At 43.9% G+C, this 15,536-nt stretch carries 7 protein-coding genes and 1 pseudogene; 5 read left to right on the top strand and 3 right to left on the bottom strand.

The window, feature by feature from the left end; genetic code table 11:
• Nucleotides 1–22: 22 nt before the first annotated feature.
• The 3 genes from ABRS97_RS23870 to ABRS97_RS23860 form a co-directional block, all read right to left on the bottom strand.
• Nucleotides 23–1,009 (bottom strand): ParB/RepB/Spo0J family partition protein, encoded by a 987-nt coding sequence (locus tag ABRS97_RS23870; RefSeq protein ID WP_367818168.1) that lies wholly within the window; start codon nucleotides 1,007–1,009, stop codon nucleotides 23–25.
• Between the two features lie 153 nt (nucleotides 1,010–1,162).
• Nucleotides 1,163–1,900 (bottom strand): glycosyltransferase family 2 protein, encoded by a 738-nt coding sequence (locus ABRS97_RS23865; RefSeq protein WP_367818166.1) that lies wholly within the window; start codon nucleotides 1,898–1,900, stop codon nucleotides 1,163–1,165.
• Nucleotides 1,901–1,905: 5 nt separating this feature from the next.
• Entirely contained in the window at nucleotides 1,906–2,922 is a 1,017-nt protein-coding gene (locus ABRS97_RS23860) for a glycosyltransferase family 4 protein (protein ID WP_367818267.1), read from the bottom strand.
• Nucleotides 2,923–3,184: 262 nt separating this feature from the next.
• Between ABRS97_RS23860 and ABRS97_RS23855 the strand changes: the two genes are divergently transcribed.
• The 5 genes and pseudogenes from ABRS97_RS23855 to ABRS97_RS23835 all read left to right on the top strand — a co-directional run.
• A complete protein-coding gene (locus tag ABRS97_RS23855; protein WP_367818165.1) occupies nucleotides 3,185–4,180 on the top strand; it encodes a sugar phosphate nucleotidyltransferase in 996 nt (331 codons plus the stop codon).
• Nucleotides 4,177–5,469 carry a UDP-glucose dehydrogenase family protein gene (locus ABRS97_RS23850; protein ID WP_367818163.1) on the top strand — a complete coding sequence of 431 codons (1,293 nt, stop codon included), beginning with the start codon at nucleotides 4,177–4,179 and terminating at the stop codon, nucleotides 5,467–5,469. The genes ABRS97_RS23855 and ABRS97_RS23850 overlap by 4 nt, the downstream gene beginning before the upstream one ends.
• Before the next feature lie 92 nt (nucleotides 5,470–5,561).
• Nucleotides 5,562–6,626, top strand: coding sequence for a dual-specificity RNA methyltransferase RlmN (gene rlmN / locus ABRS97_RS23845; protein WP_367818161.1), 1,065 nt, complete (start codon nucleotides 5,562–5,564; stop codon nucleotides 6,624–6,626).
• A gap of 963 nt (nucleotides 6,627–7,589) precedes the next feature.
• A complete protein-coding gene (locus tag ABRS97_RS23840) occupies nucleotides 7,590–11,132 on the top strand; it encodes a S8 family serine peptidase (protein WP_367818159.1) in 3,543 nt (1,180 codons plus the stop codon).
• A gap of 14 nt (nucleotides 11,133–11,146) precedes the next feature.
• Nucleotides 11,147–15,536 (top strand): annotated as a pseudogene (locus ABRS97_RS23835) (hypothetical protein); the annotation flags it as partial.

Genomic DNA, 15,536 nt, shown 5'->3' with positions numbered 1-15,536 from the left:
TTTTTAGCTGTATGTATTTGTTTTATTCCAGCAGTTCTTTGACCTTTGTCCATTCCGCCAAGTGTTTCTCCAGAGAATCGATCAGCGATTCGACATGATTCCGAAAATCAGGCCCATCGGAGGCTTTAATTTCCTCTGCTCCCGCTGACAGAGAACCTGGGGCAGGCAGCGAGGCCATGAGTTGCTGCAGCTTGACCTCGAGCGGAGCTGCTGACGCGACCTCAGGAGCTTTCTCTGTTTTTGTTTCTGACTTCGCTGTTTTGGCAGCTGCCTTAGGCTCTATCGTTTTCGCCCGTTCCGCTTTATTTTGCTGGAAGACAGACCAGGTTTCGATTAACTCCGGTCCCGATTTGTATAAGAGCTTGTCCTTCGTTCCTGCCGAGATGCTCGGATCTTTGAACAGTTTCGCGAGCTTTTTGACGTCGCTGACGGGCAGTTCGTCCCGGGCAACGATCAAGGCGAGGGAATCACGATGCTCGATTGGCAAATCCTTCAGTGGAATTAACTGGTCCTCCGTCAATTTATCCTTCCGGATCTCGGTGCCCCCTACGATCAGCTTTTTCACGGAATTACTGAATTTCAGCAATTCTACTTTGTTTTTGATATAGGATTCCGGTTTACCGAGCTTGCTGGAAAGGTATTTCGTTGAGGCGCTGAATTTCGGATTGTTCAAAAGCTTGCTGAATGCTTCCGCTTCTTCGATCGGCGAGAAGCCTTCTCTCGTCAGGTTCTCAGCGACCTGCTCCAAATAAATCTCCATTTCATCCGTGACCGTGGATACGATACAGGGGATGGTTGGGCGGCCAAGCATCATGCAGGCTTTGTACCGTCTGTTCCCATAAATAATCTTATATCGGCCGTCATTTGTGGTTCTTACTTTAATAGGGGACAGCAGGCCGATCTCTTCAATGCTTTTCATTAATTCGTGCAAGGCTTCTTCATCAAATTGGTATCTGGGTTGATCCGTATCTTCATCAATCAAGTCTGCTTTAAGCTCAATAATGTCCATTTGGTTTTCTCCTATCCTTGGATGAGGTCTTAGCGCGATGCCTGTGGGGACATACGTATTATATACCACGACTGGGAAACTGGAAATGTTTTGCTTATCGAACGCTGAACATAAAGAACCTGAGGCATGAGAGAGCCTCAGGTTCTTCTTATTTTATCGAAAGCGGCGGCTAACGATGTCTCCGTTGGATCCCATATCGCTAGTGGTAATGTAGGGGATAAAGTTATCGGTATGGGCAATTAGCTGGCACATGGACATGTAGGCTTCTGTACTTCTCTTCTGTGTATGTGAATTCGTGTCTCTTCTTCGGATGCAGACGTAGTTATTTTTGGAGACGGAATAGATCGGAATTCCGGCGTCCCGGCATTCTTTTAACCATTGGGAATCGCTGCCGGCGACCTGATTTTCACGAAATTTAATTTTTCTCCACACTTCCTTTCGGAATACCAGTGTTCCCCCTTTCAGCCTGCCCAGATGTTTTTTTTCCCGGCCCTTTCGATACTCCATCAGCGCCCGCTTTTCTTCAAAATACACATAACACGTATGCTTTCCGACAACAGGCGCTTTCTTAGCCCGTAAAGCATTCACCGACTCTCTTAGATAGGCGGGCGCATAGTAATCATCATCGTCAAATTTGGCTATGAACGTGCCTTTCGCTCTGGCAATCGCCCAATTCAAACACTTCCCTAACATATACCTCTGAGGAAGTTGGTATACCCTGACTTCATTCACTTTGTACTGTTGTGCCCGTTCTTTCCAGGCGCGGATGTCCATTTGGTCATTGTTTAGAATAATAATCAGTTCTTTATTCGGCCAATCTTGTCTTTCATAGTTCGCGAAAAGATTATCCATATAAGCGGATCTCATCGTACACGCTATAATTGAAACCAATTACGTCATCTCCTTTTTCGGGCTACTCCCATGTTCCGCTTCTTCCATATCGGATTTTTCAAGATTTTATATGCTTTTTCTCTAATAATTTTTCTGTAGAGCCTGAGAAAGTTTGTGGTCATGATCCGGTCGGAAAAATGTTTTCGGACATAATTTCTACAACTCAGAGGAGAGGGGAATCCGCTTCGATTTTGTACTTTGAGAGCCATCTCTTCGGTACTGTTGCACAGCAATTGCGGGAATCCCTTTAATATTTCCGGGACAGCGCCTTTCTTAAATCCAAGCACAGGGGTGCCACAGGCCAAGGCCTCGATCAGCACGAGTCCGAATGGTTCTTCCCAGGTGGAGGTGAATAGCACGCAACTGGCACTCGACAGCAGGTTTGTTTTAGTTCTGCCTCCGACAGGTCCTACGTATCGGATCTGCTGATTGAGATGCGGTTTAATCTCGGCATTGAAATATTGTTCATAGCTGCTTGTGTTATTCAGCGTGCCGGCGATAATAAGATCTTTTCCCGTTTTTTTCGCCACTTCGATCGCCAGATGGACGCCTTTCTGCTGCATGATCCTTCCTAAATATAGCAGATACCCTTTCTTCTTCTGCCGGAAATTGTAATCGCTGAGCCGGATGCCGTTATGCACATAATAGCCATTATTTTTTCCGATTTTCCTTAACATCGTCTTGCTTACATAGACAGGGATTTGCACCCCGGTAAGGCGTCTATTGGAATGGCTTTGCCTCAAGGTCGGAATAGGCGGGTTTGCTTTGCTGACAATGCCGTAATGGTCATGAATAATATCAGCATCACTTGGCAAATGGCGCATAATAAACTCAAGTTGTTGATCGAGGTCATTGGATGTATACTCAAATATTTTGGTTGCGTTTGTAGTCGATCCCTTCATGGCAAATAAAATGACCTCATGCCCACGCCGCACCAACTCTTCGGTCAAGTAGTGAATGTCGCGTTGCGTCCCCCCATAATCTTTTGGAGGGACCGGTATCGTATTCGTGGATATTTGCACGATTTTCAAACGCCAACAACTCCCCGAGTTTTCATTAAATGATAGGTGTTTTACTTGTTAACATATGGTGATCTTCCGCGGGCTGGAACGGCGATTTCATCAATGAGATGGGGGTATTAGCTGAAAATAGGCATGGGGCGGCGGCCGTTCCTTGCCGTTTTCCACTGTGCGAAAGTTGAACTTTCAGGTGTTGTCCAAACCAATAGTAAAAACTTTTCATAGTTTGATATTATTTGAGATTCTAATTTAGGGGAGATGCGTTTTGAAAGGACTCATTCTTTGTGCTGGAAAAGGAACGCGTTTGTATCCTATCACTCTCTCATATCCCAAAACCCTTATACCTGTAGCCAATACACCACTCTTGCACTCCTGTATTGAAAAACTAGTAGAACAAAACATTGCAGAAATTGGGATTGTCCTTCATCCGTCGCAAGATTCCGCTATCAAGGAACAGATCGGCACAGGCGAGAGATGGGATAGAGCCATCACTTATATTTATCAGACTGAGCCGAAAGGCATTGCGGATGCCGTGAAGCAAGCGGAGCCATTTATTGGCGAAGAATCATTTCTCCTTCTATTAGGAGATAATTTGCTTTTCGATTCTCTCACTGAGCTCAAGGAAAGCATAGAGAATCAGGGCAGCCATGCGGCCATTCTGCTGGAAGAAGTGGTAGATACGCAGCATTACGGCATTGCGGAAGTAAGTAATGGGCGTATTGTCAGCCTGGAGGAGAAGCCGCTTGCTCCTAAATCGAATCTAGCGATTCAGGGCGTATATGCGTTCACTTCATCCATCTTTAAGGCGGTAACGCACGTAAAGCCATCCGCGAGGGGCGAATATGAAATTACGGATGCCATCAGGTGGCTGATTGAGCAAGGCTTTCCGGTGACCTATCATTTGACGCAAAAGATGAACATGGACGTTGGAACATTGTCGCGTTGGCTGGAAGCTAACCGTAGGATGCTTGACCAATTAAATGGTCATACGCAGCTGATCCACGAAACTGTTGCTTTGGACAATTGCGAGATCATCGCCCCGGTCTCGATCGCACAAGGCTGTGTGCTCAAAGACTGTGTCATAGGGCCTTATGTGTCCATAAGCGATGGTTCTCAAATTGAAGGGTGCCGGATCGAGAACAGCATAATTTTACAGGCGGTTCATCTGAAGCAAATACCCTATTCGTTGAAAGATACTGTGATTGGTAACCGGTCCGTCATGGCAGGCACACATGCAAGTGGGGAAGTGAGAGATCAATGAATATTTTGGTCATCGGTACAGGCTATGTGGGGACAACGACGGCCCTTGTATTTGCTGAGCTGGGGTGGAACGTGACGGGGCTCGACAGTAATGCCGCCAAGATCGAGCAGCTGCGGCAGGGCCATCTTCCCATCTATGAACCTGGATTGGAGGAATTGTTAAGGAAACATCTGCAATCAGGACGTATCCGTTTTACGACGGACAAAGCCCAAGCGTTCAGAGCAAACGAAGTGATTTTCATCTCAGTAGGGACACCGTCTCAGCCTGACGGCAGCGCCGATTTACGCTTTGTTAAGCAAGTAGCCGAGGATATCGGTCAAGGCATGAACGGTTATAAGCTGGTCGTTATCAAAAGCACGGTTCCTGTCGGCACGCAGGAGCAGGTGACAGCCTGGATCCAAGCTGCACAGCAGGAAGATCATCCATTCGATGTGGCTTCTAATCCGGAATTTCTGCGGGAGGGCAAGGCTTTGACAGATGCCTTGAATCCGGATCGAGTCATTATCGGCTCTACGAGCAGCAGAGCGATCGAGCATCTCCAAACGCTGTATCAGTCGCTCTCCTGCCCGCTAGTCGTCACTTCGCCGCGAACGGCGGAGCTGATCAAATATGCGTCAAATGCTTATTTGGCAACGAAAATTTCATATATGAACGAACTTGCCAAACTTTGCGATCAATTGGGGGTCAATGTGAAAGAAGTGGCAAACGGGATCGGGCTTGACCATCGCATCGGACCCAGCTTTCTTCATGCCGGTATCGGTTATGGAGGCTCCTGCTTTCCAAAGGATGTGGCCGCATTACTGCGTATAGCACAGGAGAATGCCGTAGAGCTCGGCGTGCTTAAACAAGTCGAATACGTTAACCAGACGCAGCATCTATACATGCTGGGCAAAGCCAGGGAGTGCTTGGGAACCTTGGCCGACGGTACAATAGCCCTGCTGGGGCTAGCTTTTAAACCGGATACGGATGATATTCGCGAAGCGCCAGCCATCCGCCTGATTCAGAGCCTGCTCAGCGAGCATGCGATTATTCGATTGCATGATCCGGTAGCGAAGCTCCCGGAGAGCCTGATGCATGAAAGCGTGACGGTCTGTCCTACACCGGAAGATGCGCTGAAAGGCGCCGATGCGGTATTTCTTTGCACGGAGTGGACGCAATATCGCCAGTTGGATTGGGTGCGGATGAAAAGCTTGATGAATCAGCCCAACCTATTTGATGGCAGAAATCTGCTGGACGCCGATCACATGAAGTTCATTGGCTACTCTTACAGAGGCATCGGGTACGAATAAAGGAAAGCCTTCCCCTTGTGTTAATAAAAAAAATTTGGCACAATAATAGACGGAAGAAGTTTGAATTTGAATGTTTTGAAAAGAGGACAACGATGAGTAAAGAATCCATTTATGGATTGACATTTGATCAATTGGCGGCATGGCTTTTGGAATATGGGCATAAAAAGTTTCGGGCCTCGCAAGTCTGGGATTGGCTGTACAGGAAGCGGGTTACGGACTTTTCTGAAATGGTCGATGTCAACGCAGCATGCATACAATTATTAGCAGACCACTTTGTCATCCAAACCTTAAGCGAGCACCTAAAGCAAGAATCGGCGGACGGTACGGTGAAGTTTCTGCTTAAGCTGCAGGACGGGAACCTGATTGAAACCGTGTTGATGAGACATAAATATGGCTTATCCGTTTGCGTCACGACGCAGGTCGGCTGTAACATTGGATGCAGTTTTTGCGCGAGCGGACTATTGCCAAAAAGCCGCGATTTATCGAGCGGTGAAATCGCTGGACAGATTATGAAAGTCCAGCTGTATCTGGATCAGGCTGGCCGTGATGAACGCGTGAGCCACATTGTGGTGATGGGCATTGGCGAGCCGTTTGATAATTTTACCAACCTGATTGACTTCTTAATGGTTGTTAAAGATGACAAAGGCCTTGCAATTGGCCCCCGACATATTACCGTATCGACGAGCGGTCTTGCGGATAAAATCATTCAGTTCGCGGACACGCCGAATTTGCCGGTCAACCTGGCGATTTCGCTGCACGCCCCGAATAACGAGCTTCGAACGCGAATCATGAAAATCAACCGCGCCATCCCTATCGAGAAACTAATGGAAGCGATAGATTACTATTTGGCAAAAACGAAGCGGAGAATTACGCTGGAGTATATTTTGCTGAAGGATGTTAATGACCGTGTCGAGCATGCCCTGGAGCTTGCCGAACTGGTAGGAAATAGAAGGCAGCTTGCTAATGTGAACTTGATTCCTTATAATCCAGTGGATGAGCACAGCCAATATCAAAGAACCGAGCAGGAATCGGTGCGCGCGTTCTATGACACGTTGAAGAAACAAGGGGTAAGCTGCAGCGTTCGCCTTGAACACGGCACAGATATCGATGCCGCTTGCGGCCAACTGCGAAGCAAACAAATTAAAGCGGCTAACTAGCTAGTGAGCCGGAAGAAGCGCATCCATATGGGTGCGCTTTTTTTTGTGAAGGTAAGGCGCGCGGGGGGAGAGTAGGACGAGAGTAGAGCGAGAGCGGGACGAGAGTAGAGCGAGAGTAGAGCGAGAGCAGGGCGAGAGTGGGACGAGAGCAGGGCGAGAGTGGGACGAGAGCAGGGCGAGAGTAGAGCGAGAGCAGGACGAGAGTAGAGTAGGACGAGAGTAGAGCGAGAGTAGAGCGAGTGTCGGTGAACGGAGGTGAGCCGGGTGAATATGGGGCAAGTGTAGGCGAATGTGGCGAGAGTAGAGCGAGTGTGGGAGTGAGTGCCGGTGAGTCGGGTGAATACGGGGCAAGTGCAGGCGAATGTGGCGCAAGAGTAGAGCGAGTGTGGGAGTGAGTGCCGGTGAGTCGGGTGAATACGGGGCAAGTGTAGGCGAATGTGGCGAGAGTAGAGCGAGTGTGGGAGTGAGTGCCGGAGGTGAGTCTGGAGAGTACGGGAGCGAGTGCAGGCGAATGTGGCGAGAGTAGAGCGAGTTGTAGACCTAAGCGGAACTGGAGTTCGCTATTTCGCAGAAATAGCGGGCCAAGCACTGTCTTGGGGAACTACAGTTCGCTATTTGGTTTGAATGGCAGTTTTAAGCGACTGGAATAGGGGAATAAAGGCCTACAGTTCCCTTAATAGCTCAAAATCACCCAATTTGCGAAGGATAGCGCATCTGTGTTCCCTTTGGCTATTGAGGAACGTAAATTTGACATGCTGACCGATATAGGTGATCTGGTGAGATATCTATTATATGGAATTTCTACCTCAAAGTAACTTGTCCATCAATTGGGCATGGTGCTTCTTTTGCATGCAAATTTTTGTAGTGAATTGATGTAATTCGACAAAACCTCTTACTGATTTAAATACACATTGTCCCTTATATTAGAAATTGTTAGTAGAATATATCGGAAGGAGTCAATTTATGAAGATGATGTTAAAAAATAAGCGTTTTGCCTCTGGAATTATGGTTGCGGCTTTACTCTTTTCACTATCTCCAGCAAGTGGAATGGCAGCAGCGCCTTTTAACAAGAAAGAGGAGGGGGCATTTGCATTATCAAATGCAAGTCAGTACAAACCTGTAAACAGCCATGCCTTTAACCTAATTCAAAACAGTCCCATTTTGTACGCTTCTATTGCAAATAGTAGTGAACACCGGGTCATTGTCACATTTAAGGACAAGAAGAAAATGAACAAGTCCCTCATTCAAAAAGGCAAAGGGAAAATCAAGCGCGAGAACAAACATACTCCATCACTAGCGGTTACGATGACTTCCAATGAAATTGAAACGTTAAAGAATGACCCTGCTGTAGAATCTGTTGAACCTGATATTCAACTGCAAACAGCTGCTCAAACCATGGATTGGGGGGTATCTGTAGTTAATGCAACCTATGCTTGGAACAATGGTTACACAGGTAAGGGAGTGAAGGTGGCAGTTCTCGATTCTGGTATCGATACACATCACGAAGATCTTGTTGTAGCGGGTGGTGCCTCATTTGTGGACTACACTACTTCATTTGATGATGACTTTGGACATGGAACACATGTAGCAGGGATTATTGGGGCTAAAAACAATAATATTGGCATTGTTGGGGTAGCGCCAGATGCAGATTTATTTGCGGTGAAAGTACTTGATTCCACAGGTAAAGGCTATTTATCAGACGTTATTGCTGGTATTGATTGGGCAGTTGAAAACAAGATGGACATTATCAATATGAGTATGGCAACGGGTGTGGATTCACCAGCACTGCATCATGCAGTTGATCAGGCATATGCAAGTGGGCTTTTGGTTGTTGCAGCTGCGGGGAATACAGGAAATGCTGAGGGAACTGGGGTTACGATTCAATATCCAGCGAAGTATAGTTCGGTTATTTCTGTGGGGGCTGTTGACCAAAATCATCAACGTGCATCATTTTCGGCTACGGGAAGTGAACTTGAGATTGTAGCACCAGGTGCTGGAATTACAAGTACATTTCTGAGTAATGGGTATTCCGAGGCTAACGGTACGTCAGTCGCTACACCGTTTGTAGCAGGAGAGTTAGCACTATTAAAACAGCAAAGTCCAAAACTGGGTAATCAACAGATACGTAGTCTCTTAGATATGCATGTAACTGAGCTAGGTGTTGAGGGAAAAGACTCACTTTACGGCTATGGATTACTGGATATCGCAAATACGTCTAGCCATGAAGTGAATAATACGGTTGACCCAACTGTGACTGATGATGTCTATAACAATGTGTACGGAAACATATTTGCTGCCATATCGCCTACAGGTGTCGTAACTGTTGGTGCTCCACCACCTGTAAATACAGGTTTTGCTGGGCTGAGTTCTTTATTGGACGGGAGAATTTTATGTACAACGTGGACAAATATTTATAATCCAGATACTGGGAATTTCGATCTCAAAAACTATGTATATATTTATGATCCAAATACGAATATTTGGACTACAGCAGCTAATTTCCCAACAGCTATGTCAGATTTCAGACAAAGTACATTAAATGATGGTAGAGTTCTAGTTGTAGGGAAAGATCACAGTTATATCTATAACCCTTCAACTAATAGTTGGTCTCAGGCAGCTAGTTTACCTAATCTTTTTGGTATCTCTAGATTCTTTGGGTTTGCTCTAAGTACGCTAAAAGATGGCAGAGTTTTAGCGACTGGTGGAGGATATGATGGTTATGTCCCGACTAAAGTTCTAGATTACGCATTTGTCTATAATCCAAACACAAATCAATGGTCAACCGTGGCTAGTTTGCCTTATCCAATATATAATCATGCGCAAAGCACGCTTGTGGATGGTCGGGTCCTCGTATCGGGAGGGGTAGTTTGCAGTGATGGTTGTATAGACCACACTTTCTTTACTATCTATGATCCAAATTCTAATACGTGGACTGAAAGGAGTTCTCTCCCATTCGAATCGTATGGTCAAGTAACTTTGAGTGATGGTCGAGTTTTTATTCTTACTTGGACAACTAGCTATTTATACGATGTGACTACGAAAAGTGCTGTACAAGGACCTACTCTTCCTTATGCCTCCTATGGACTCACAAAGAGTTATTTACCCGATGGACGGGTAATTGCTATCAGTAGTAGTAATACCTACATTGTCTCCTTCAACACTCCCCCAACCATAACTGTGAATAACAATAACCAGACCGTTTGGTCACAAGCGGGCTATCAAACGATCTCTCTATCAGGAAATTCCCAAGATAAGAATAATGACAGTCTTACCATCAGCGCGAATTTCAATGGAGTTACCAAATCGACAGTTGTGGTGAACACGAGCTCCAATCCCACATGGACATTACAATGGGATATTAATACAGATCATATTCCAGCAGGAACTTACACGAACATTCCTATAACTGTCAACGATGGAAACGTGACAACGACGATTAATTATACAGGGACAATTATCGTTGCACAGGCTCCATATGCTCCTTCAAATGTTAGCCCAGGTAATTCAAACTCATCAACTCCAATGATTACAAGTGCTACCCCTACCTTGAGTTGGATCTTCGCTGATCCTGATTCTGGAGATACGCAATCAGCTTACGAAGTGCTTATTTATAATGCAGCAGGAACTACACTTATTAACGACTCTGGTTGGGTGAGTTCAGCAGCGAACTCCTACACGGTACCTGCTGGCAAACTTAGTCCTGGTGCAACTTACAGCTGGCTTGTAAAAGTCAAAGATAGCAAAGGAGCTATTTCTCCAAATTCAGCCTCACTTTATATTCGCATAAATAAACTTCCAACACTATCTCTTACCTCTTTTACAGACGGACAACAAGTCTCAGATAATGTATTGAATTTTACATGGGCATATGGTGATGCAGATGGACAAGCCCAAAAAGCATATCAAGTATTAGGATCACAAAATAATTGGGCTACTGTGGGATATAACTCAGGAATAGTTAGCTTATCAAATACATCTATGCTAACGCCAGCACTTGCAAGTGGGACGTGGAGTTTCAAAGTTTTGGTCAGTGATGGGATAGATTGGTCTGTCGCAGCGTTGAGAAATAATCTCCTGTTACCGAATGCTTTTGAACCTAATGACACTAACACTCAGGCTTACGCTATTAACTACAATCAAAACTATACATCCTTACTTGGCTCAGCTGCTGATATCGACTTCTTTAAATATACAGCCTCCACAACTGGGGCGGATCGTTTTACGATGACTGTACCAAGCGGTCTTAATTATGATGTTTACATTTATGATTCAGGCTTAAACCTGATTGCAGTAGGTGTGAAAGGTGCAAGTTTAGCGGAAAATGTGCTGTATGATGTGACAACGGGCACCACTTATTACATTAAAATTGTTGGCGTAGGCGGTAATTACAGTACATCTGCTTCCTATGGTTTTACATTGAGCAAATTCACCATGCAACTTCAAACGAATTACCAATATGATTCCAATGGAAATATCACAGGTAAAACGACGACTAAATCTAACTAAGGAGGGGTCTCCCTTTGAATACATTATTCGTGAGAGTACTCTCTCTAATTCTACTCACAACTCTATTGGCAACAAGCTTTCCGATTGCATCCAAAGTCTCTTACGCGGCGTCAGTTGAAAATCAAACTGCGCAAGAGCTTCAAAGTGATGCTACAGAGACTATGAAACAAAAACTAAAAGATTCTTATTCGATCTCAAGTGATGATATACAAAGACTGCTAGACCAAGGATATACGTTAAAAGAAGTTGAATCAGCTTTTCAAGATCAGAAAGAATCGCAAAGCGAACTAAAGAAAAGCCTGAGTAAGATAAAGCCAGAATCTGTTAACACATCCGTGTACGCTCAAAGTGTGATCCAGAGTGATCTTGGTGCAAAAGACTATGCGACGCAGGTGGTTAGTGCAGCTACAACAAATCCAGTGCCTGACTTTAGTTATGTAAATACAACGCCTGACACCGCACCATATACGGTTAAATTAGATCAAGAAAGTATATCTACACTTTCTGGCGGGCTGTCTATGCAAGTAGCAGATATGTCATTACCGGGACGGAACGGTCTCGGATTTACGCTTACAAGAACTTATGACAGTGGATCTTCCCAGTATAATCAAATGGTTACCTATGGCGATTCAAATGGAACGATTCAACCTTTTGAAGAGAAATTTTTTCCAATTGGAAAAGGGTGGACATGGAACATTTCTTATATTGAAATAGCAGGAAGCGATTTATATTTACATTTAGGCGGAGCTGGCGTATACAAAATTGTTAATTATAACATAGCAGGCTATCCATGGAGAGACCTAACTTTTACGCCCGATACATCGGTAACGGTTGGAGCGATCACATCTGCTTATGCTTTACACTCTATTAAAGGAATTAATCAATACTTTGATTCTAAAGGTCATCTTATTGAGTACGTGGACACTTATAATAATACAGTTAAATTTAACTATACCACTGACCCTGTTTACGGTACGGTTCTTAGTTCAATTACGGACGCGATTGAGAATACAATTAATATTACTTACAGTACAAGCAAGGTTGTATTAACAAAAGGGACACAGACAGTTACTTATCAGAAAACGACTGTAAATGGAAAAGAGATGCTCTCCCAAGTAGTCGATCCTATCGGTCGAACAACAACCTATGATTATTACATGAAAGATGCATTCTTTAACTTACTTGTAGGTACATCAGCGCCTAAAAGCAACCCTTATGCTCTACTGATCGGTGTTACTCATCCGACAGGTTCTAAAACAGTGTATACCTACGAGGATGCCGCCACAGTGCGCTATACGGGTGAACATGCTACAAATCAAGTGTTCCGAGCACTATCGCGGGAAGATCAGGTCACATTATCGAATGGAACAATTGAGCACTATAATCATAAAGATCTTAGTTACTCTGGTGATATGGGCAGTTCCTACGACAAGGATATTGCTGCTTTCTCCACAACGATTGCAGATGGATTAACATCCAATGTTTTTACGAACAAAAAGCACTATATTGATAAAAATACACCTTCCGTATTCTACAATATGAGCCAGGTATCGTCTGCACCTCAAAGTGCGCCTGTGTATACGATTACGACCAATTATATCTATGATGAATCGAATAAATATCCTGCACCAATCAACACACAAGTGATCAAATCGGCGCAAGGAAAAGATAATCCTTTTACGATAAATACAAGCGCCAGTTATGATCCTTTTGGGAATGTCACAAGTTCTGTCGATGCACTTGGGATTACTACAACGTACACCTATGATGTAGCGTCGCATTTATTAACTGGTGTATCCAAACCTGTTTCAGCAACCCAAACGCAATATACGGAAATTGAGCGAGATGTGGTTCATAGAAATGTAAAAGCTGTTAGAGTTCATGATGCAACTCTAGCAGGTATTGTACTACAAGAGACCAAGTATGATAGTTTTGATGCATACGGAAACGTGATCCAGACAAGTGTAAAGAAAGATGCTTCTAATTTTATTAGTTTTCAAACGGAATATAATACGGCTGCCCCTTACTATGGAGCATACCCTACCAAACAGACCATTACTGTAAAAGATGTTAACGCTGTTCCATCAGCAATTATAAAGAAATACGACTACAACACATTGACGGGGCAACTTAAAACCTATACCGATGGTCAAACATTTCCAACCTCCTATGAATACGATGCGATTGGTCGTGTAACGAAAGCCATTCATCCTGATAACAGTTTTGTTAAGGTTGATTACTTTGACTTTCAGAATCAGGTTCAACAAACCGACGAAACTGGTGTACAAACAGTAACGAAGTGGAATCCGCTAGGTTGGAAAGTAGATGCTGGGATTAATCATGGGGGGATCTATAAATCCAAAGCGAAGTATGGGTATGATTCATATGGACGCTTGACCTGGACAGAAGATGCACTAGGTAACCATACAAGCTATGGCTATGATCAATGGAGCCGCCAGAACCTCATTACGTACCCTGATACTTCAACGGAAAGTGTGTTATATGACGATGTTAGTAATACGAAAACAAGCACAGATGCGGAAGGCTACGTAATTAAGGAGTTCTATGATAAAGGAGGGCGTACTGAAAAGAAAGAAGAAACGAAAAAGATTGCTGGTGGTGGAACTAAAACAACGACCTTGGGCACTTTTACCTTCGATTATGCTGGTCATGTTCTGACTGCAAAAGATAATCAAACCCCACAAAATACAACTACTTACAATTATGATACAATTGGGCGTTTAACAAGTGTACTAAATGCTAAAAACGAACCTACTTCATATCAATATGACTATATAGGCAACTTGCTTCAAGTGGTTTATCCAGATGGTAAGATCAATTTAAAGAAGTATGACGAGATTGGACGATTGATCCAAACGACGGATGCAAATAGCAAAGTTGAGAAGTTCTTTTATGATGCGAATAGTAATCAAACAGGATTGTTGGATCGTAATTTGAATTATTTTAAGTACACATTTGATAATCGGAATTTCCTTAAAAGTAAAGAAATCACGGATGCATCGTGGAATCCTGTAGCTGGAGAGGAAAGAATTGATTTCACTTACGACTTAGCAGGAAGACGTAAGCAAATGGTAGATGGTACAGGAACTACGGGTTACACATATAATCCATCTACAGGAGCATTGAGTACCCAGACGTACCCTGATGGTAAAACCATTAAGTATGATTATGACGCCGCGGGTAATCGTTTTGTTATGAATGATCCGTTTGGAGTCAATACGTATTATCATTACGATTCACGTAACCGATTGGATCTCGTTGCTCCGTCAGCGGACTTCTTGAAGAACAGTTCTACAACGGATTATGATGCGAAGTACATGTATTTTAATAATAGCCTGCTAAAGCAGATCACACAGCGCAACGGAGTAACCTCGGAGTTTGGCTATGACGGGCTTCGCATTGGATCTTTAATTGAGAAAAAATCAGATGGGACAGTGCTGAACACTTTCGCTTACACCTATGATAACAACGGTAATCAGAAGACGAAGAAAGAGCAGATAGGGAGTGGTCTAGAAGTTCCTGCAATCTTTAGCAACTTCTCGTTCTCGTATGATTCGCTCAATCGTATCTCCACTTCCAATCAGTTTAATGAGACATATATATACGATAATCGTGGGAATCGTACGAGTATGACGACGAGCAATCCGTTTGATAGTCCGGATTCACAGCGTACATTCGATAAGAGAGATAGGCTCTCGAAAGTGGCTCTAACAAGCGGTGGTAATGTCTCCTACAAGTACAATGGTGATGGATTGCTTTGGGAACGGACAGAAAACGGATTATCAACCCACTATTATTGGGATGGCGATCAGATTATTGCGGAAGAAAAAGATGTTTCACAAATAAAGTTACAAACTGTCGACAATATATCCGTTTCTATAAACTATAGTGGATCGTGGCTAATACAATATGATACCAACGATAATAATAGTGCTACTTCTTCTAGTAGCATAGCTAACACAAGTGCTCAGTTAACATTTACAGGAACTTCTGTAGCGGTTTTTGTTCGTAAAAGTGAAGATTCAGGTAAGGCTGATATTATGTTAGATGGAGTTACAGTTGCTACGGATATGGATTTATACGCCAATTCTCCAAAATTTAAAGCTGCTATCTATACAAATAATAACTTAACGGCTGGTTCTCATACGATTAGGTTGACTGTAAAAGGAACTAAGAATGCAGCATCTACTGGAACAAAAGTAAACTTGGATTATTTCGAATATGGAAGCTCTAGCGGTATTCAGAAGCAACAAATTCGCTATATCCGTGGTCAAGGGCTTGTCTCTCGGGAGGATGGACAAGGAAAGGCGTATTATCTTCAGAATGGTCATGGGGATGTGGTTGAGTTAAGGGATAGTACGGGGAATACACGATTAAACCAAT

This window comes from Paenibacillus tabacirhizosphaerae (assembly GCF_040812395.1).
GTDB lineage: Bacteria > Bacillota > Bacilli > Paenibacillales > NBRC-103111 > Paenibacillus_E.
Note: the sequence above shows the minus strand (reverse complement) of the source record. Positions and strands in the feature narration are given on the sequence as shown.

Excerpts from the sequence above, each read along its gene's own strand:
- ABRS97_RS23850 (WP_367818163.1), top strand. The coding sequence starts at position 4,177 with ATGAATATTTTGGTCATCGGTACAGGCTATGTGGGGACAACGACGGCC.
- ABRS97_RS23870 (WP_367818168.1), bottom strand. The coding sequence starts at position 1,009 with ATGGACATTATTGAGCTTAAAGCAGACTTGATTGATGAAGATACGGAT.
- ABRS97_RS23840 (WP_367818159.1), top strand. The coding sequence starts at position 7,590 with ATGAAGATGATGTTAAAAAATAAGCGTTTTGCCTCTGGAATTATGGTT.
- rlmN (WP_367818161.1), top strand. The coding sequence starts at position 5,562 with ATGAGTAAAGAATCCATTTATGGATTGACATTTGATCAATTGGCGGCA.